This is a genomic window from Parafrankia sp. FMc2, from assembly GCF_041008525.1.
Classification (GTDB): domain Bacteria; phylum Actinomycetota; class Actinomycetes; order Frankiales; family Frankiaceae; genus Parafrankia.
In genome coordinates, this window is sequence record NZ_JBFLUG010000044.1 from 21,393 (window position 1) to 40,698 (window position 19,306).

At 72.2% G+C, this 19,306-nt stretch carries 13 protein-coding genes; 1 reads left to right on the forward strand and 12 read right to left on the reverse strand.

Annotated features, from left to right (window positions below; translation table 11 throughout):
- Nucleotides 1-3 precede the first annotated feature (3 nt).
- The 5 genes from AB1460_RS17140 to AB1460_RS17160 form a co-directional block, all read right to left on the reverse strand.
- Complete coding sequence (locus tag AB1460_RS17140) at nucleotides 4-1,890, reverse strand: NAD-binding protein (RefSeq protein WP_368962495.1); 1,887 nt, start codon at nucleotides 1,888-1,890, stop codon at nucleotides 4-6.
- A 16-nt stretch (nucleotides 1,891-1,906) separates the two neighbouring features.
- Nucleotides 1,907-3,604, reverse strand: coding sequence for a PP2C family protein-serine/threonine phosphatase (locus tag AB1460_RS17145; RefSeq protein WP_368962457.1), 1,698 nt, complete (start codon nucleotides 3,602-3,604; stop codon nucleotides 1,907-1,909).
- A 245-nt stretch (nucleotides 3,605-3,849) separates the two neighbouring features.
- Nucleotides 3,850-5,262: a purple acid phosphatase family protein gene (locus tag AB1460_RS17150; RefSeq protein ID WP_420497297.1), complete on the reverse strand. Its 1,413-nt coding sequence runs from the start codon at nucleotides 5,260-5,262 to the stop codon at nucleotides 3,850-3,852.
- Nucleotides 5,263-5,412: 150 nt separating this feature from the next.
- On the reverse strand, nucleotides 5,413-7,917 hold the full coding sequence (locus tag AB1460_RS17155) for an ATP-dependent Clp protease ATP-binding subunit (protein ID WP_368962460.1): 2,505 nt from the start codon (nucleotides 7,915-7,917) through the stop codon (nucleotides 5,413-5,415).
- A 577-nt stretch (nucleotides 7,918-8,494) separates the two neighbouring features.
- A complete protein-coding gene (locus AB1460_RS17160; RefSeq protein WP_368962462.1) occupies nucleotides 8,495-9,478 on the reverse strand; it encodes an IucA/IucC family C-terminal-domain containing protein in 984 nt (327 codons plus the stop codon).
- Nucleotides 9,479-10,076: 598 nt separating this feature from the next.
- Here AB1460_RS17160 and AB1460_RS17165 point away from each other — a divergent pair.
- A complete protein-coding gene (locus tag AB1460_RS17165) occupies nucleotides 10,077-10,619 on the forward strand; it encodes a flavoprotein (protein WP_368962464.1) in 543 nt (180 codons plus the stop codon).
- 68 nt (nucleotides 10,620-10,687) lie between these two features.
- Here the strand turns inward: AB1460_RS17165 and AB1460_RS17170 are convergent, their stop codons facing one another.
- From AB1460_RS17170 to AB1460_RS17200, 7 genes are all read right to left on the reverse strand, one after another.
- On the reverse strand, nucleotides 10,688-11,644 hold the full coding sequence (locus tag AB1460_RS17170; RefSeq protein ID WP_368962465.1) for an SGNH/GDSL hydrolase family protein: 957 nt from the start codon (nucleotides 11,642-11,644) through the stop codon (nucleotides 10,688-10,690).
- 189 nt (nucleotides 11,645-11,833) lie between these two features.
- Complete coding sequence (locus tag AB1460_RS17175; RefSeq protein WP_018636275.1) at nucleotides 11,834-12,595, reverse strand: type III pantothenate kinase; 762 nt, start codon at nucleotides 12,593-12,595, stop codon at nucleotides 11,834-11,836.
- 59 nt (nucleotides 12,596-12,654) lie between these two features.
- Nucleotides 12,655-13,608, reverse strand: a complete 954-nt coding sequence (nadC, locus tag AB1460_RS17180) for a carboxylating nicotinate-nucleotide diphosphorylase (protein ID WP_368962466.1) — start codon at nucleotides 13,606-13,608, stop codon at nucleotides 12,655-12,657.
- On the reverse strand, nucleotides 13,605-15,323 hold the full coding sequence (locus AB1460_RS17185) for an L-aspartate oxidase (protein ID WP_368962468.1): 1,719 nt from the start codon (nucleotides 15,321-15,323) through the stop codon (nucleotides 13,605-13,607). Before AB1460_RS17185 ends, nadC begins: the two co-directional genes overlap by 4 nt.
- A 4-nt stretch (nucleotides 15,324-15,327) precedes the next feature.
- Nucleotides 15,328-15,774, reverse strand: a complete 447-nt coding sequence (panD, locus tag AB1460_RS17190; protein WP_368962470.1) for an aspartate 1-decarboxylase — start codon at nucleotides 15,772-15,774, stop codon at nucleotides 15,328-15,330.
- Between the two features lie 3 nt (nucleotides 15,775-15,777).
- The gene (panC, locus tag AB1460_RS17195) at nucleotides 15,778-16,689 is read right to left on the reverse strand and encodes a pantoate--beta-alanine ligase (protein WP_420497298.1); all 912 of its coding nucleotides are present in this window, start codon (nucleotides 16,687-16,689) and stop codon (nucleotides 15,778-15,780) included.
- A gap of 196 nt (nucleotides 16,690-16,885) precedes the next feature.
- Entirely contained in the window at nucleotides 16,886-19,282 is a 2,397-nt protein-coding gene (locus AB1460_RS17200; RefSeq protein WP_368962473.1) for an MMPL family transporter, read from the reverse strand.
- Nucleotides 19,283-19,306: the final 24 nt, after the last annotated feature.

Below are 19,306 nucleotides of genomic sequence, written 5' to 3' on the forward strand. Positions count from 1 at the left end.
GGCTCAGGCGACGGGGTCCGGCGGCCGCGGGGTCATCCGCACGATGCCCAGCCCGGCGGCGGCCAGGACGGCGGGCATGTTGAGCACGACCGCCTCACTGCGCAACCGGTCGTCACGGGAGAGGTTCTCCCAGTCGACGAGCGAGGGGTGGCGCGGGTCCGAGCCCTCCAGCTCCAGCGGCCCGTACCGCACTCCGCGGCTCTCCCGCTCCCGCCACCAGCGCAGATGCTCCTCCCGCGCCAGCTGGTCCACCTCGTCCGCGGTGAAGGAGAACTCCGGATCGTGCTCGCCGAGCGGCACCAGCATCCAGTTCCGCCGCCGCAGGACGTCGCTGTAGCCGATCGCCTGCGCCCGGTTCGACGCCTGGAGGTCGTGGTCCAGCTCCTCCCACGGGCGCAGGCTGCGCCGGCTGCCCATCGCCGCGCCGCCGGCCCGCTCCTTCGCCAGGTACTTCTCGTGGATGATCTGGGCGAACCGCTCGATGAGGTCGTTCGCGCCGGGGTCGAGCGGCAGTGCCTGATCGTTCACAGCGAAGAAACGGAGCCCGCCCTGGACGCTGTCCAGCAGCCCGCTGTCATCCAGCGGCAGCGGGTTCTCGTCGACGGGCGGGTTGCGGGAACCGAAGACGTCCTCGAAGCTGCGCTGGCGGCCGGTGCGCACGACGATCCTGGTCCGGCGCTCGCCAAGGCCGGTGGCGCCGACCGCGCGCAGCACCTCCAGGCCGCGCAGCAGGGCCTCCTCCTCGTCGCGGTGACACACGTAGACGAACTCCGGCGGCTCGCCCGGGCCGTCCTGGGCAAGGATCAGCCCGGTGGGCAGCTCCCCGGACGCACTGTCGTGGGCCAGCAGCTCGACCCGTGCCAGCGCCGGCTCGCGGGAGCGCATCGCGGCGGCGTGCCCGGAGGCGTCCCGCCCCGACACCACGATGCGCAGCAGGGGGTCGCCGGGGGCGCTGGAATCCCGCCAGCGCCGGGCGAGCTCCATCACGAGCGCCAGGCCCAGGCCGGACATCCCCAGCACGACCAGGTGCGGTGGCCGTGCGGGCAGATCAGGCGCCCGGTTGGGCCGGGCCCAGGCCGGTGCATTGCTGTTGAGCAGGGAATGCGCGCCGAGCACCTCGATCGCGAAGAAGTCGAGCCGGAAGCCGGGGTCGTTCTCCAGCCCGATCCGGCGGGCCCGCAGGTGCGGCAGCAGTGACAGGTCGCCGACCTGTGCCAGGCAGCGCAGGGGGTTGTCCACCCGGGCGTCCGCGGTGCGGCGGTACCGGGTACGCCCGGCCCGCACCACCCCCCGGGCGGTGAGGGTCACCGCCAGGTTGGACGCCGTGTCGCCCAGACAGCTGTAGACGACGTCGGCGCGCGCGATCCCGGCGCCCTGCAGAACGATCCGCTCCACCGGGTCACCGTTGATCCGCAGCAGATTGGGGGGCCGCTCGGCGTCCGGGTACTCCTGCCCGGCGTCCTGGGCGACCAGCACCACGCGGTTGCTGCCGACCAGCTTGTCGACCAGTGCGGACGCGGTCGGCCCACTGCCGCAGACGACGACGTGCCGGCGTGCGTGCCGGGCCCGGAACCGCTCGAACCGGTGGGCGAACAGGGTGCTCACAGCGTCGGCGACACCGACCGCGGTCGCCAGCGGAGCGAGGAAGCGGGCCACCTCCAGGGCGGGCGGGAACTGCCCGCCGCCCTCGAACATCGTCCCGTCCGCGAGGAACAGGGTGGAGGCGAAGAAGACCACGTTGGCCCAGGTGAAGGTCTCCGGCGTCGCCGCGAAGTGCTGATAGGTGCCGATCAGGCTCAGCGCCATCGCGATCAGCCCGAGGACCCCGAACAGCCCGAGCAGGTGCCGGCGCAGCCACCGGCCTGTCCGGCCGACCAGCCCGCCGGTCACCCCGGCCAACGAGCTGTCACCGCGCGGCGGGCTCGGAGACCACGTCAGCGACCACGATCGTGGTGTCATCACGCGCGCCGGCCAGCAGCGCGGCCTCCACGAGAGCGTCGGCGGCCCGCTCCGGCGGCTCGGCACCGAGCTCGGTCATCAGCCCGAGCAGCTGCTCCGGGGTCATCACCTTGGTGATGCCGTCGCTGGCCAGGATGACCCGGTCGCCGGACCGGACCGGCTCACGCAGGATGTCGGCCTCGATGTGGTCCGCGAGGCCGACCGCGTTGAGCAGCGGGCCGTTCTTGATCGCGTGTGGGGTGGTGATCTGGTGCGGGCGCCCCTTCTGCGGCTGCAGCCACACCGAACTGTCGCCGACGTGCGCGATGAACAGCGTCTCGCCGGTGGACTGCTGCCGGCCGAGGATGACGACGTCGAGGGTGCACGCCATGCCCCGCCAGGCCGGTTCCTCCCGGGGCTTCTCCCGCACCACCTGGTTGGCGCGTGCGACAGCCTGCCGGAGCCCGTCGGCGGGGTCCCGGGCGTACTGGGGGCGGAAACCGGCGACGGTGGTGACCGTCAGGGTGGAGGCGATCTGGCCGGCGGCCTCGCCTCCGACCCCGTCCGAGACCGCGAGCAGGCCGTCGGAGACCACGTAGGCGTCCTCGTTGGGACCGCCGCGCTTGCCGCGCCGCGTGCGGCCGGCGGCGGCGAGCCGCAGGGCGGGCGCGGTGGTCTGGGCCGGCTCGGGCGCCACGATCCCGGCCGCTCCCGACTCGGGCGACAGGGCCGCATCCCCCACCGTGACAGCCGCGTCGCTGCCAGTGCCAGCACCGCCCCAGGCCGGATCCGGCCAGGTCGGTGCCGGGCCGGGAGCGTCCAGGCCGTCCGAGCCGGCGCTGACGCGCTGCGTCTCACCCGCCGTGGGGTCGGGGTAGGACGCCGGCCCGCTGTAGCCGCTCAGGCCCGGCTGGTGGTACGCGCCGTCGGCCGGATGCCGGCCCTGGTCGTCCATCGGCAACCGGTAGGCGGAGTCGTCCACCTCGGCGTGGTGCGGACGGCCGCTGGGCGGCGGGGTCCACCCGGTGGCATCCGGGTCCCGGCTGTCGTTCATAGAGGTGTCCCTGCTGTATGCGTTGGCATGGGATTCACCGGTCTGGGCTCCGGCGGCGAAGTACTCCCCGTGGTACGGGGTATCCGCCTGGTCCGCGGCGGTGCCGGCACGTGCTGGGTACGCGCCACCGATATTGTGACCTGCCCCCGGGGCACCGTCTGTCACGGAGGTGGCTGTGTCGGCGTACCCGCCCACGACTGTGGCTCCGGTCACGTCGGGCGAGTCTGCCCCGGGGTCGCTCAGACTGGTGACCCGGGTCGCCTCCGCACCGTCCCAGTCGACCCATCCGGTACCGTCGCCCCAGGCCGGGCCGGCCGCCCCGGGGTCGCTGTCGGATCCGCCGCCGGACTCGCCCCCGTCCGCCACCGTGATCACGGGGGCGGCGGCGACGGGCGCGGCCGAAGTGGCAGGAGTGGCAGGCGCGGCGGTGAGGTCCGGCCCCGCGCCGTCCGGCGGTTCGGGGGGCGGAGTGTCCCGCAGCGGAATGCCGCCCCTGCGGGCGCGTCGTGTCTCCAGTGTCCGCCGGCGCCCCGACTCGTAGCCGGTGCGCGGGGCTCGACTGGAGAGCACCACAAAGACAACGGCGCCCACGAGCAGCACCACAATGAGCATGATTGGTACCAGTGAGCTACCCATGGCCTCCGTCCCCGCCACGCCAACCCGATCACGCTATAGGACGTGTCGGTAGCCGTCCCCATACATAATCAAAGGCGTCAACTTGGGGACGATCGGATCCGTGTCAGGACACCGACACGGGGCCACCAGTCGTCAGAGACGCGGCGTTTCGGCTTGTCGGGTCGCAGGGCGCGGGTGTCGGGAAGATGTCCGGGGCGCCGGAAGGTCAGACCTCCCCCCGGTCAGGCGCCGCCGCTGCCACCGCTGTCACCGCTGGGGCGCACCAGGGTGAACGTGTCGAACGGGACGGGTTCGGCCGTCGACGAGTCGTAGACCGTGACCCGGATCCGGGTCGGCCCGCCGTCGGCTCCGGGCTCCACGGCGAAGCCGGCGAAGGCGTAGGGATGCTCCGGGAACCGGGCCGCGAGCCAGGGCGCGGACTCCCTCACCCGCACCGACGGATGATGTCGCTGGCCCGGCTCGGGCTCGCGTACCCCGACGGTCACCCGGCAGGCCGGGGGGTCGAACAACTGATGCGCGGAGGGGGTGGACGAGCCACCCGTGCCGACGAGCATGTGGACACCGCCGGCCGAGGTGTCGATGGTGGTCTCTCCGTCCACGACGGTCGTCGCTCCCGGTACCGGCCGCGGAGTGCGCGTCGGCGTCCCCGCGACAACGCCGCGTAGCGGATGGGTGCGCTCGTAGTGGTGCTCATGCCCACTGAGCACCAGATCGACCCCGTACCGATCGAACAGCGGCAGCCATTCCTCGCGCAGGCCCAGATCGGCGCCGTTGTGGAACTCGGCGGTGGACACGGCCGCCTGGTGCACGGCGACGATCACCCAGTCGACGTCCCGGTCAGCACGGGCCTGCTTCAGCTCCTGCTCCAGCCAGGCGGTCTGCCGCCCGGAGCTGTAGCCGTGCAGGTAGACCCGCCCGGCGTCCTGGTAGCAGACGTCGTCGCCGCTGAGGACGATGAACCGCACCCCGCCGACGGTGAAGGCGTACCAGAGGCCGTTCAGGTACGGTTCCGCGCCGTTGTCCGGCAGCCGGAAGTAGGTCTGGTAGGCGGCCAGGCCGAGAGCGCCGTTGCCGCGCTCGGTCTCGTGGTTCCCCGGAGCCGGCATCCACGGGCGGCGGGTGGCCGAGGGGCTGATCATCGCAAGCCAGTCCGACCAGGCGGTCGGCGGGACGTCCCGCACGTTCGAGTAGGCCAGGTCGCCGTTCACCAGGGTGAACAGCGGTGCGAGTCGCTCGAGCCCGGTCACCAGGGTGCCGGAGGCCGCGGTCCCGTGCGGGTCGGCGGGCCGGTCCGTGCCGTGATCCCCGAAGCAGGTGAAGGTGAACGCGGCCCGCCCCCGTGGTGCGGTGCGAAAGGTGGCGCCGGTCGCGGTGCGGGCCCGGCCTGCCCGGAAGGACAGCTCGTACCGGTACTCGGTGTCCGGCTGCAGGCCGTCCAGCAGCGCGTGATGCGCGAAGATCTCACGCCGCGTGGTCGAGTCGGTGTAGTGGCGCGTGACGGCCCCGACGGACGAGCCCGCCGGGGCGCCTGGGCGGGTGCCGCGGACGTGGACCTGGGGCTGCCGGACCGGCGCCCGAGTGATCCACGAGACGACCATCGAGGCCGCCGGGTCCGCACCGAAGGTGAGGTGCACGCCGTGCTCGGCGCTCGGACCGGAACCGGGCACAGTGGGGGAACTGGGCAGATCTTCGTCGTGGTGTCGAGGCATGACTTCCGGAGGCAGCGGCGTGACGGACATGCCGAAGGGCGGTCACGCGGGTCGCGCGACCGCCCTTCGGTCACATCATTCGCTGGACTTGGCCAGGTCGATCGGGGGAGCGTCCGGGACCGAGTTCGGCTTGGTCTCGCCGCGGAAGACGAACTTCGCCTCCTCGCCTTCGCCCTCGACGTCGCCGACGACGATCTCGCCGGGACGCAGCGTCCCGTAGAGGATCTTCTCGGACAGAACGTCCTCGATCTCCCGCTGGATCGTCCGGCGCAGCGGACGGGCACCCAGCACCGGGTCGTAGCCACGCTTGGCGAGCAGGACCTTGGCGGCGGGCGTGAGCTCCAGCGCCATGTCCTTGTTCTTCAGCTGGCTGTCGACCCGGGCCAGCATGAGGTCCACGATCTGGATGATCTCGGCCTCGGAGAGCTGGTGGAAGACGATGATGTCATCGATCCGGTTCAGGAACTCAGGCCGGAAGTGCTGCTTGAGCTCGTCCTGGACCTTGGCCTTCATCCGCTCGTAGTCGACGGCGCCCTGACCGGTGGCGAAGCCGATGCCTGGGCCCTTGGAGATGTCCCGGGTGCCCAGGTTCGACGTCATGATCAGGACGGTGTTCTTGAAGTCGACCAGCCGGCCCTGGGAGTCGGTCAGGCGACCGTCCTCCAGGATCTGCAGGAGGGTGTTGAACACGTCCGGGTGGGCCTTCTCGACCTCGTCGAAGAGGACCACGGAGAACGGCTTGCGCCGCACCCGCTCGGTGAGCTGGCCACCCTCCTCGTACCCGACGTAGCCGGGCGGGGAGCCCACCAGCCGCGAGACGGTGTGCTTCTCCATGTACTCGGACATGTCGAGCTGGATGAGCGCGTCCTCGTCGCCGAAGAGGAACTCCGCCAGCGTCTTCGACAGCTCGGTCTTACCGACACCGGACGGGCCGGCGAAGATGAACGAGCCGCCGGGGCGCTTCGGGTCCTTCAGACCGGCGCGGGTACGCCGGATCGCCTGGGAGACGGCCTTGATGGCCTGCTCCTGGCCGATGACCCGGCGGTGGAGCTCGTCCTCCATGCGGAGCAGACGCGCGGTCTCCTCCTCGGTGAGCTTGAAGACCGGGATGCCGGTCCAGATCGCGAGGACCTCCGCGATCTCCTCGTCGCCAACCTCGGCGACGACGTCCATGTCGCCGGCCTTCCACTCCTTCTCCCGCTTGGCCTTCTCGGCCAGCAGGGTCTTCTCCTTGTCACGCAGCGACGCGGCCTTCTCGAAGTCCTGCGCGTCGATCGCGGACTCCTTGTCCCGCCGGACGTTCGCGATGCGCTCGTCGAACTCCCGCAGGTCCGGCGGAGCGGTCATCCGACGGATGCGCATCCGGGAACCGGCCTCGTCGATCAGGTCGATCGCCTTGTCCGGCAGGAACCGGTCGGAGATGTAGCGGTCGGCCAGGGAGGCCGCGGCGACCAGGGCGGCGTCGGTGATCGAGACGCGGTGGTGCGCCTCGTACCGGTCGCGCAGGCCCTTGAGGATCTCGATCGTGTGCGCCACCGACGGCTCCGCGACCTGAATGGGCTGGAAGCGGCGCTCGAGCGCAGCGTCCTTCTCCAGGTGCTTGCGGTACTCGTCCAGGGTGGTCGCGCCGATCGTCTGCAGCTCACCGCGCGCCAGCATCGGCTTGAGGATGGAGGCGGCGTCGATCGCGCCCTCGGCGGCACCCGCACCGACGAGCGTGTGCAGCTCGTCGATGAACAGGATGATGTCGCCGCGGGTGCGGATCTCCTTCAGGACCTTCTTCAGCCGCTCCTCGAAGTCACCGCGGTAGCGGGACCCGGCGACCAGAGCGCCGAGGTCGAGGGTGTAGAGCTGCTTGTCCTTCAGGGTCTCCGGGACCTCGCCCTTGACGATCGCCTGCGCGAGCCCCTCGACGACGGCGGTCTTGCCGACGCCGGGCTCGCCGATGAGGACCGGGTTGTTCTTCGTCCGGCGCGACAGCACCTGCATGACGCGCTCGATCTCCTTCTCGCGCCCGATGACCGGGTCGAGCTTGGACTCACGAGCGGCCGCGGTGAGGTTGCGGCCGAACTGGTCGAGGACCAGCGAGGTCGACGGCGTGCCCTCGGCGGGGGCGCCGGCGGTCGCCGGGTCGCCCTTGCCCTGGTAGCCGGACAGGAGCTGGATGACCTGCTGGCGGACCCGGTTGAGGTCGGCTCCGAGCTTGACCAGCACCTGGGCGGCGACGCCCTCGCCCTCGCGGATGAGGCCGAGCAGGATGTGCTCGGTGCCGATGTAGTTGTGACCGAGCTGGAGGGCCTCGCGCAGCGAGAGCTCAAGGACCTTCTTGGCCCGCGGCGTGAACGGGATGTGCCCGCTCGGCGCCTGCTGACCCTGGCCGATGATCTCTTCGACCTGCGACCGCACACCCTCGAGCGAGATCCCGAGCGACTCGAGGGCCTTAGCGGCGACGCCCTCGCCCTCGTGGATCAGGCCGAGCAGGATGTGCTCGGTCCCGATGTAGTTGTGGTTGAGCATCCTGGCTTCTTCCTGAGCCAGGACGACGACCCGACGTGCCCGGTCGGTGAACCTCTCGAACATGTGCGCTCCTTCGAGCTGCGACCGACCACACGACAGCCGGTATCCGCATGCTAGCTCCGCCGAGGCATGTCCTCACGCATCGAACAGAAACCTACCCGCCGGAACCGCCCCCTTCGTCGGGGACAGCTCTGCGGCCGGATCGCCGGCCGACCAGCGGAGACGTTCATGGCAACCGTGGCCGACCAGGCATGATTCCGTCACGTGGTTCCGCCAAGAGCGGAACGGACATGCCGGCCCCGACAACTCCGGTGTGGGGCCTCGACGGGCGATGATGATCAGATTCGCGCTCGGAGCCGCGGTGCTCCGTGCTGGCGGCGGGAACGGAGTGAGCAGGGTCCAGCCGCCGGCCGGCTCGAGGCCGGCACTACCGACGGTAACTGATGTCGTCGGGCGGTTGGAGTGATTCAGGTCACACGTGGTCTCGTGTGGTCGTCGCGTTCCGCCGCGCCGCATGTCGCGTGCCACTCCTGGCTGGTGATCAACGCATCACGGCCACCTCGATTCGACTCGTTCCTCCTGCGGCGTCTTCTGGGACGCTGCCGCTCCCCAGGGCTCCCCTGCCCGGCCGGAGGCGGTCTCAGACGGCCAGCCCGCCTGGTCCCTGGCTGTCGATCCACTCCCGCAGCCGGCTCTCGCGTTCCGGCGCGGCCACAAAGGGGCATGCGGTGCAGAACTCCTCCGTGACCCGGTGCGCCAGGCAGCAGGAGCCGCGCCGCATACCCGTGTAGCACCGGCCGTGGTGGATGAACTGCTGCCAGGTCGGCCGGGCCCGCAGGGTGGGCGCGGCGGCGGCGAAGAAGGCGTCCGCCTCCAGACGGCCCAGGTGCGGATCGCGGCTCACCCGCTCCGTGAGAAGGAAGGTGCGGCCGCACTGGGCGGCCACCGCGCCCCACAGCGCCGCCAGCCCGAGCCGCGCGCGCCTGCGCAGGCTGGCGATGATCGGCTCCAGATGGCCGATGATCTCCTCCGCGAGCCGTGCGCGCAGTGCCTCCAGATCCGCCGCGACCGCCACGACCTCGGTCGGGGTCGCCTCCGGCGCACACCCGGCAACCGCCGGGTCCCCCGGCAGGAGGGTCATGCGGGGGCGATGGAAGGCGGTGGCGTCAAACCATCCCCCTTCGTGACAGTGCACCCAGATCTCGGCGGGGTCGAGGTCGGGGACCCGGCGTGTCAGGACGAAGGTGGCGATCGCCGGACCGACGATGGTCGCGGCGTACCAGGCGGTGAAGTAGCTGACCGCTACCTCCGGGGTGGCCTGGTGGTGTTCGCGCACCACGGCGAGAGCCTCGTCCAGGCGTCCGGGGTCGAGCAGGTCGGAGGCCCGGATCCAGCCGTCGGGCGACGGCGGTGGCCCGACGATCGCCCAGCGGTGGTCGAGCGCGGGGCCCACCGCCTGCAGCGTCGCGCCGAGGCCGGCCAGGCTCGCCGTACCCGCCACGACGGTGAGGCCTGCCGTGCCGGCGAGGTTCGTGCCGGCGAGGTTGGTGACGGAGGTGACCTCGGTGACGCCGGCTGCGACCAGGTCCGCCGGGTCGGCGGCAAGAGGGGATGGCGGGTTCATGTCACGGGTCTCGTGCTGGCCGTGGCCGTGGCCGTGGCGGTGCGGACGGCCGTGCGCGTGGGCGCCCCGCTGCGGGCGGGCGCCTGCGGCAAGGCCCGGCACCCGGCGGCGGCCAGTGCGGACGAGGCCGGAGCCAGGGAGGCATCCGTCGGCGTGGGGCGTGGCCGGCGGCATGACACGGGAGACATAGTTGTTAGGTAAGCCTAACTTCATCTGTCCAGTCAACTCGACCTCGGCCGAGCGTGCCGGCCCCCGGGCGCTTGTTGCCCGGCGACAGGCCGTTGGCCTGCGGCTTCGAGCTCGGCAGGCTCGGTATTTGAAGAAGGTCACAATCCTGCGAGCATGAGCGAGAGTGGGGTGGAAGTTCGGCGCCGCCCCTGGCATCGGGGCCCGCCCGGCTTCCACGCACTGCCCGGTGGCCTCGCGCAGACTCTGCCGCCGACGGTGCGTCCAGCATCCGAACCGAGCGGGCCGAGTGGGCATCACATGACGAGATCACCAGGTGAGGCTCACCTTACCCTGGTGTGCTGAGCGATGCCTCGCCGCCGCTCCGTGGCAGGTTGTCTCCGAACGGGGCCACTCGGTCCAGACTGGGCGTATGACCACTGCGCAGCCGGTGCTGTACCACGTCGTGTGCGCTGCATCGCCAGCTCTGGCCACCGCCGGCTTCGTGACCGAGGCGCAGCAGGCCGGATGGGACGTCTGCGTCATCACCACGGCCCGTGCCTGCGGGTGGCTCGATCTGCCGGCGCTCGCCGAACTGACCGGGCACCCGGTGAGGACCGACTACAAACGTCCCGGCCAGCCGGACGTGCTGCCGCCGCCGGACGCCTTCGCGGTCGTTCCGGCGACCTTCAACACGATCAACAAGTGGGCCGCCGGTATCGCGGACACCCTGGCCCTGGGGCTGCTGACCGAGGCCCTCGGCCTGCGGCTGCCCATCGTCGCCGCGCCCTGCCTCGCCGCGGCGCAGGCGGCGCACCCCGCCTACGAGACGTCCTGCCGGACCCTGCGCGGGGCTGGAGTCCAGCTGCTGGACCGCTGGTCGCCACGAGGCCCCGACCAGGCCGGCGGCTGGGACGCCGCCGACAGCGAGCGGGTGCTCCGAAAGCTCGGCACCCCGACGGCCGCTTCCGGCTGACAGCGTTCCGGCCTACCGGCAGCCTCCCGCCTCCCGCCGGCCTCCCGCCGGCCCGCTGGCCGCCGACGTCAGCGGCGGTCGTCGACGATCGCCTCGTGAACCGTCCGGGCTATGGCTTCCTGACCTGCCTGGGTGGGATGGGCGCTGAGATCCCGCCCCGCGCCGAAAAGCCCGACCGGGTTGACCCACGAGTCATCCGTACACATTTCGTGGTCGCGTAGCGAGCGGCTGGTGGAGACGAACTCGACCCCGGCCTCGCGAGCCGCGTTGCGAATCGTCCGGTTGAGGGTGTTGTTGAGGCTGACGAGCTGCCTGCGTTCGCCGCTGTCAAGCCAGCGGCAGGTGTTGTCGCGCTGCGACCGGGGGAAGATGTCGGGATATCCGACGACGATGATCCGGGCGTTCGGTGCGGCTTCTTTGACTTCTTTGTAAGTGGTGACAAGAATGCCCGGAAGCTCGTCCTGCAGGTACTTCCGCTTGCGCTTGTCGTCACCGCTCCAGAAACACTTCCATGCCACGCAGCTCAGGACGACCCGGCTGAATCCGGCGTCGTTCCCGCCGATGGTGATCGTGACCACGTCGGGCGCCGTCGCCAGGCCGCGCAGCTGGTCGAGCTGCGGCGGGTTGTCCCGCTGGGAGGAGGTCAGGTTCCGTGTCGTCGCCCCGCCGCAGGCGGCGTGCAGGACCGTGGTGACCGGTGGATCCAGCGTTGCCAGCAGTCTCGGCCAGGCTCCGGCGCTGCGCCGGCAGCTCGCGATGGCGAGATCGAACGGGGGCGTCCCCTCCCCGGACGAATAGGAGTCGCCGAGCGCGGCGACCGTCAGCCGGCCCGGCGTCGTGGGTGCCGCCCCCGCTGACGTGGCCGGCGCTCCGACGAGGAGGAACAGGGCCGCTGCGGCCGTGAACGCGACCCAGGCGACGGGTGTGCGCAGGAAGGGCGTGTTCGGGAACGGCGTGTTCGGGAAGGGCGCCGTGTGTTCCGCGCTGCCGGTGCCGGACGGGAAGGTCCGAGCTGGCCCCGCCATACGTCGCCCGCGTGGGCCGCTGAATCGTGAGATCGCCCACGCTCTGTGTCGCATGGAGGAAAGGCTAACCCGGCCCGCCGCTCCGCGACGTAATTCTCGCCCGCTTCGAGGGTGACAACTTGGGGACCACGGTCGGAACGCCCGGTGTGCCGGGCCTGCGGAGAAAGGAACGAGTGGTGCCTGTCGGCCTCAGCGGGGATCGGTGTTCTTCTCGAAGACCAGCCGCAGCCCGATCAGGGTCAGATGCGGCTCGTGGTTGTCGAGTGTCTCGCTTTCCTTGAGTACGAGGGAGGCCAGGCCGCCGGTGGCAATCGCGGTCGCCGGCGTGCCCAGCTCGGCCCGGATCCGCCGGACCAGCGCATCCACCTGCCCCGCGGCACCGTAGATCATGCCTGACTGGAGCGCCTCGACGGTGCTCTTGCCGATGACGGAGCGCGGGGTGGTGAGCTCGACCTTCCGGAGCTGGGCGGCCCGGGAGGCCAGCGAGTCCAGCGCGATCTCGATGCCGGGCGCCAGCGCGCCGCCGAGGAACTCCCCGCGCTCGGAGACCACATCGAGGTTCGTGGACGTCCCGAAGTCGACCACGATCGCCGGGCCGCCGTAGAGGTGGTGCGCCGCGAGGGTGTTCATGATCCGGTCGGCGCCCGCCTCCTTCGGGTTGTCGATGAGGATCGGCACCCCTGTCCGCGTTCCCGGCTCGACGACGACGGTCGGGATGTCCTGGTAGGCGCGGCTCACCATCCGGCGGATCTCGCGCAGCGCGGCCGGCACGGTGGAGCACACGGAGACACCATCGATCTGGTGGCCGCCGAGCAGGCCGGCATAGAGGAAGCCCAGCTCGTCCGAGGTGGCCTGCGGGTCGGTGCGGATGCGCCACGAACTGGCGAGCCGGTGACCGTCGAACACCCCCAGGACGGTGTTCGTGTTGCCTACGTCGATCGTCAACAGCATCAGTCGGCCGTCCTGGCTCCATCTTCTGCGGGCGGGGGATCCTGCGCACGCCGTGCGTGCTAGGAGGCGGTGGTCACCGCGAGGTCGAAGCCGAGGTCCAGCGCGGGCGCCGAATGGGTGAGCGCGCCGACCGCCAGATAGTTCACCCCGGTCGAGGCCACCGCCGCGGCGACATCGAGTGTCAGGCCGCCGCTCGCTTCCAGCAGGACGCCGGCCGGGTGGGCGATGGCCACCGACGCGCGCAGATCATCCAGCGACATGTTGTCACAGAGGATCAGGTCGGCCCCGGCGCCCACCGCCTCGGCGACCTGCTCGACGGTGTCGCACTCGACCTCGACCGGCAGGTCCGCGAAGTGGGCACGCACCGCGGCGAAGGCCGCCGCGACCCCGCCGGCCGCGATCACGTGGTTGTCCTTGACCAGCGCCGCGTCCGTCAGTGACATCCGGTGGTTGCGCCCACCGCCGCAGCGCACCGCGTACTTCTCCAGCGCCCGCAGGCCGGGGAGTGTCTTGCGGGTGTCCCGGACGGCGGCGCCGGTGCCGGCGACCGCGTCCACCCAGAGCCTGGTCGCCGTGGCCACACCGGAGAGGTGGCAGAGCAGGTTCAGCGCGGTCCGTTCGGCGGTGAGCAGACCACGCACCGGGCCACTGACCTGGAGAACCTCGGTACCGGGAGCGACCCGGTCACCGTCGGCGATCACCGGAAGAACGGTGACGGCGTCGCCGAGCAGCGTCTCGAACACCGCTGCCGCGACCGGCACGCCGGCGACCACGCCGTGGGCGCGGGACACGACCGAACCATGGCTGGTCAGCGCGGCATCCACGGTCGCCGCGGACGTCGCGTCCACCGCCCAGCCGGTTCCCGACTCCGGGAGATCCTCGGTCAGCGCTCGATGGATCACGTCGAGGACCACGGACTCAGCCAGTCCCGCGGACTGCAGACCGGTGAGCACGGCCCCGGTGAGCCGCTGGGCGGCCGCCGGGGGTCCGGCGGGCACGGGCGCGACGCTCACGCGGGCCCGATCTGGGCGGCCGGCTGCGCCTCGTAGGTAACGATCAGTTCCCCCTCCGGGTCCAGCCTGGTCAGCACGTGTCCGTTCCAGTCCTCGTCGTCGCGGTCGGCGAAGTCCTCGCGCCAGTGGCAGCCGCGGGTCTCGGTGCGCAGCGCCGCCGCCGCGACCAGCGCGGCCGCCACGGTACGCAGGTTCGTCATCTCCCAGGCCTGGGGGCCGGCCTTGACGGTGGCGCCGCTGACCCGCAGGTCACCGAGGCCGGCGAGCATCTTCGCGGTCGCCCGCAGACTCTGGGCGCTGCGCAGGACGCCGGCGCCGTCGGTCATGGCCCGGGTCAGGTCCGCCCGCTCCGCCGGGTCCGTCAGGCCCGAGCCGCGCGCGCCGACCGCGACGCCCGCCGGCAGGGGAGCCTGCGGAGCGCCGGGCCCACCCACGCCGTCGCCGTCGCCGCTGCCGCTGCCGCCGGCGATGTGCCCGGCGATCCGGGCGGCGAAGACGAGGCCCTCGAGCAGGCTGTTCGACGCGAGCCGGTTGGCGCCGTGCACCCCGGTGCAGGCGACCTCGCCGCAGGCGTACAGCCCGGGGACGCTGGTGCGGCCCCACATGTCCGTCCGGACCCCGCCGCTGGCGTAGTGCGCCGCCGGGGCGACCGGGATCGGGCTGGTCACCGGGTCGACGCCGGCGTCCCGGCAGCGCGCCGTGATGGTCGGGAAGCGGCGCAGCAGGGTCTCGACCCCCAGGTGCCGAGCGTCCAGGTAGAGGTGGTCGACGCCCTGCTCGGCCATCACCCGCGACATCTGCTTGGCGACGACGTCCCGCGGCGCGAGGTCGGCCAGCGGGTGGACGCCCGCCATCACCCGCCGCCCGGCCGCGTCGACCAGCAGCGCGCCCTCACCCCGCATCGCCTCGCTGACCAACGGCTGCTGCCCGGGGCCCGCCTCGGGCAGCCAGAGCGCCGTCGGATGGAACTGGACGAACTCGAGGTCGGTCACGACGGCCCCGGCCCGCAGGGCGAGTGCGACCCCGTCGCCGGTGGAGACCGCCGGGTTGGTCGTCGACGCGAAGATCTGCCCCATGCCGCCGGTGGCCAGGACCACCGCGCGGGCCGTGACGGCGCCGACACCGTCCTGGCTGCCCTCGCCGAGCACGTGCAGCGTCGCGCCGACGGCCCGGCCGGACTGGTCGGTGAGCAGGTCCAGGACGAGCGCGTGCTCCAGCACCTCGATGGACGGGTCGGCGCGCACAGCGGCGATCAGCGCCCGCTCGACCTCCAGGCCGGTCGCGTCGCCGCCGGCGTGCGCGACCCGGTCCCGCAGGTGCCCACCCTCGCGCGTGAGAGAGAACGCCCCGTCGGGATCACGGTCGAACCGGGCGCCTAGGGCGGCGAGCTCGCGCACCCGCGCCGGGCCCTCGGTGACCAGGATCTCGACCGCCGCCGGGTCACACAGGCCGACACCGGCGACCAGGGTGTCACGCAGGTGCTCGGCCGGCGAGTCCTCCGCGCCCAGGGCCGCGGCTATGCCGCCCTGGGCCCAGCGGGTCGACCCGGCGTCCAGCAGGGCCTTGGTGACCAGCAGGACGCGGCGCCACGGGCTGGCCGCCCGGATGCGCAGGACCGCGGTGAGACCGGCGATCCCCGACCCGATGACCACGACGTCGGCGTCCCGGGTCCAGCCCGGGCGGGGGGCGCCGAGCCGGTGCGGGAGGGCACGCACCGCGCTACGCCGTCCTCTGGCTGATGAGCCCGGCCGCGTCCAGGACGTCACCGCGCAGGCTGGACGGGTCGTCCGGGAGTGCCTCGGCGGGGTCGCCGCCCCGCCCGATGATCCGGTTCTCGGCGTCGACGAAAAGGACCCGAGGGGTGTGCCGGCGGGCCTCGGCGTCGTCCATGATCCCATAGGAGATGATGATCACGAGGTCGCCGGGGTGCACCAGCCGCGCGGCGGCCCCGTTGATCCCGATGACGCCGCTGCCAGCCGGGCCGGTGATCGCGTAGGTCTCCAGCCGGGCCCCGTTGTTGATGTCGACGATGGTGACCTGCTCGCCGGGCAGCAGGTCGGCGGCCTCCATCAGGTCGGCGTCGATCGTGACGGAACCCACGTAGTTCAGGTCCGCCTGGGTGACCGTCGCTCGGTGGATCTTGGAGGTGAGCATGGTTCGAAACACCGGTCAGACCCCCTGGTAACCGTCGTGCGCGAAGACCCCGGCCGGCTGGGAGGCCCCGGCCAGTACCAGATCGATGTTGTCGATGAGACGGGTGGTGCCGACCCGGGCAGCGACCAGCAGCAGCGCCGGCCCCTCCGCCACCGGGCCCAGATCGGACGGGTCCGCCAGCGTCAGGTAGTCCAGGTCGACACCGGCTTCCCCGGCCAGTACCTCGCGGGCCGCGGCGAGGACGGCCGTCGGGCCCTCCGCCGCGCGGGAGGCGCCCGCGGTGAGGGACCGGACCAGCGCGAGGGCGCTGCGCCGCTGACCGGCGTCGAGGTAGGCGTTGCGGCTGGACAGCGCCAGGCCGTCGTCGTCACGCACGGTCGGCACGCCCACGACCTCCAGCGGGAAGGCCAGGTCGGCGACCATCCGGCGGATGCAGACGAGCTGCTGGGCGTCCTTGCGGCCGAAGAAGGCCACGTCCGGGCGGACCAGGTGGAACAGCGTTCCCACCAGGGTCAGCATCCCGTCGAAGTGGCCCGGCCGGGATGCCCCCTCCAGGATGCCGCCGAGCGGCCCGGCGCTCAGCGTGACCAGTGGCGCCGGGTCGTGGACCGCGCTCGGCGCGTAGACGATGTCCGCGCCCTCCCGCCTGCACACGTCGAGATCAGCGTCGAACGTGCGGGGGTAGCGGTCGAGATCCTCACCCGGCCCGAACTGCAGCGGGTTGACGAAGATCGTGACGATCACCTGGTCGGCGCGGCGGCGGGCCTCCCTGATCAGGGTGGCGTGACCGCGGTGGAGGGCACCCATCGTCATGACGACCCCGCGGACGCCGCGGGCGGGGCCGCCCAGCGCCGCCGCCAGCTCGGCGCGGGTGCGGACGACGAGGGTGGAGGCGACAGGGGTCTGTGCAGGCATGTGAACAGGCATGGGGTCAGTTCCAGTCCTCGGACGGGGTACCGGACGTCGCGGACACTGTAGCTCGCCCGCAACGTCCTCAGAACCCCTCTGTGACCTGCCTGTCTTTCTTCCCGCTCCGATCGGAGAGGACATGACGAGGCCGCGCCCCACCCGTTTCGAAACGGGTGGGGCGCGGCCTCGGGACGGTGCGTCCTGCGCGTCCCGGTCAGCGGCGGTCCGTGGCCGCCAGCAGCTCCGTCGTCGCGGTGTCCGCGGTGTCCGCGCTGCGCTCGGCGTCGCCATGGCCGGCGGGGCCGCCAGTGCCGGCCTTGCGGGGCCACGCACGGTCGCCGATCAGGGTCAGCACGGCGGGCATCAGGATCACCCGGATCACGGTCGCGTCCAGCAGGATCGCCGCGCCGAGACCGACACCGAGCTGTTTCATGCTGACCTGCGACAGCGTGGCGAAGATGCTGAACACCGCCACCATGATCACAGCCGCGCTGGTCACCACACCGGCGCTGCGGCGGACGCCGACGAGCACCGCCTCGCGCATCGGCAGGCCCGAGTCGTAGGCCTCGCGGACCCGGCTGAGCACGAAGACCTGGTAGTCCATGGACAGGCCGAAGAGGATCACGAAGAGCATCAGCGGCAGCCAGTTGGTGATGGCGCCGGTCGAGGTGTAGCCGAGCAGCCCGTCCGCCCAGTGATGCTGGAAGACGACCACGAGCAGCCCGTAGGCGGCGGCGACCGACAGCAGGTTCAGCGCCACGGCGGCCGCGGCGACGATCGCGCTGCGGAAGGCGGCCAGCAGCAGGAGGAAGGCCAGCACCAGGACGAACCCGATCACCAGCGGCGTCCGCCCGTTGAGCTGCTTGTTGAAGTCGACCGAGCCGGCGGTCCACCCGGTGACGTCCGCCGTCACGGTGGACAGGGTGCCGATCGACGTTGGGATGACCTCCTCCCGCAGCCGCGTGAGTGCCTGCTGGGACTCCTCGTCCGTCCCGCTGCCGGCGATCGGGATCGCGACCTTCGCGACCTCGCCGTCCGCGCTGATCTCGGTCGTGACCGGCTCGAACATCACGCCGCTGTCGACCGCCAGCCGCCGCAGGCCGTCGAGAGCCGCGGACACGTCCGGCGAGCGCACGTCGTCGGCCGAGACCACGACCACCGCCGCTGTCTGCTCGCCCGGGAAGGCGTCCTGCACCCGGTCGTAGGACTGCATGATCGGGAGGTCGTCCGGCAGGTCGTCCATGCCCGGCTCGCTGGTCCGCAGCCCGAGCGCGGGAACGGCGAGTGCGATCAGGAGCCCGCCGGTGACCACGGCGACGGGCCCGGGGTGGCGCAGCAGGCGGCCCATGATCCCCGGGCGGGCCGGCTCCTGGGCCTGGGCGTGCGCCCGGGCCCGGGCGCGGCGTCCGCGCTGCTCGGGACGCCGGTGCCACGGCAGCCGCAGCAGTTCGACCCGGTCACCCAGCGCGGACAGGACGGCCGGCAGCACGGTCAGCGAGCCGAGGACCGCGATCAGGACCACGACCACGGTGCCGCCGGCGATCCCGCTGAACACGCTCAGGCCGGTGATCAGCAGGCCGGCCATGGACACGGCGACGGTCAGGCCGGAGACCAGGACCGCGTGCCCGGAGGTGTCCGCGGCGATCTCCAGCGCCTCCCGCGGGCTGCGCCCGGCGGCCCGCTCCTCCCGCTCGCGGCGGACGTAGAACAGCGCGTAGTCGACGCCGACCGCCAGGCCGATGAGCAGCATGACGGACGTCGCCGTCTCGTCCGTCGGCAGCAGCCGGCTGGTGAAGGCGACCACGCCCAGCGCCGCGACGAAGGCGGTCAGCGCGAGCGCGACCGGGATCAGCGCGGCGACGACGGCGCCGAAGACCGCCAGCAGGATGCCCAGGGTTAGCGGGATCGCGAGCAGCTCCGCGCGCTTGAAGTCCTTGCCAACGGTGTCTCCGAGTGCCTTGTCGGCGCTCGCCTCCCCGACCTGCTCGACCAGCAGGCCCGGATGCTCCCCCGCCGCGGCGTCGACCGCGGCGAGGACCGGCTCGATCCGGTCCGCCGCGGTCTCCTCGTCGCCGCGCATCTCGAAGGTGACGAGGACCGAGCGCAGGTCGGTGGAGACGAGGTTGGGATCAGCCTCGGCGCCGGGCAGCGGGATCGGCGCCCGCAGCCCGTCCACCTCGCCGGTCTCGGTGATCCGGGCCGAGACGTCGGCGACGGCGGCCCGCAGGTCGGCGTCGGCGAGCACCGCCGCCCGGTCCGCGGCCGGCTGCGCCCGCTGGATCAGCACACTCTCGCTGGCGGGCGTCGCGAAGCCGTGATCGGCGAGGGTGCGCTGGGCCCGCCCGTCCTCGCCGACGCTGTAGTCGCTGTCCTTGAGCGTGTGCGTCCCCACCAGCGAGCCGAGCACCGTCAGGAGGACCACGCCGAGCAACCAGCCGCTGATCGCCAGCCGCCGGTGGCGCACGCTCCATCTGGCCGCCCGGGCGGCCAGATGGGTGGCGTGGCGGGCTGACCCGGATCCCGCCGCCGCCGGGCTGCCGGGGGAGGACTCGGGCCCGCGTGGGGTGGACGAGTGGCGCGACGACGGTGCCGTCGGAGGTCTCGAACGCATGGAACGACGATCTCGTTCCATGCG

What these genes read in the sequence shown, in the direction of transcription:
- AB1460_RS17145 (WP_368962457.1), bottom strand. Translation starts at nt 3,604, where the DNA reads ATGCTCATTGTGGTGCTGCTCGTGGGCGCCGTTGTCTTTGTGGTGCTC.
- AB1460_RS17155 (WP_368962460.1), bottom strand. Translation starts at nt 7,917, where the DNA reads ATGTTCGAGAGGTTCACCGACCGGGCACGTCGGGTCGTCGTCCTGGCT.
- AB1460_RS17160 (WP_368962462.1), bottom strand. Translation starts at nt 9,478, where the DNA reads ATGAACCCGCCATCCCCTCTTGCCGCCGACCCGGCGGACCTGGTCGCA.
- AB1460_RS17165 (WP_368962464.1), top strand. Translation starts at nt 10,077, where the DNA reads ATGACCACTGCGCAGCCGGTGCTGTACCACGTCGTGTGCGCTGCATCG.
- AB1460_RS17170 (WP_368962465.1), bottom strand. Translation starts at nt 11,644, where the DNA reads ATGGCGGGGCCAGCTCGGACCTTCCCGTCCGGCACCGGCAGCGCGGAA.
- AB1460_RS17175 (WP_018636275.1), bottom strand. Translation starts at nt 12,595, where the DNA reads ATGCTGTTGACGATCGACGTAGGCAACACGAACACCGTCCTGGGGGTG.
- panC (WP_420497298.1), bottom strand. Translation starts at nt 16,689, where the DNA reads ATGCCTGTTCACATGCCTGCACAGACCCCTGTCGCCTCCACCCTCGTC.
- AB1460_RS17200 (WP_368962473.1), bottom strand. Translation starts at nt 19,282, where the DNA reads ATGCGTTCGAGACCTCCGACGGCACCGTCGTCGCGCCACTCGTCCACC.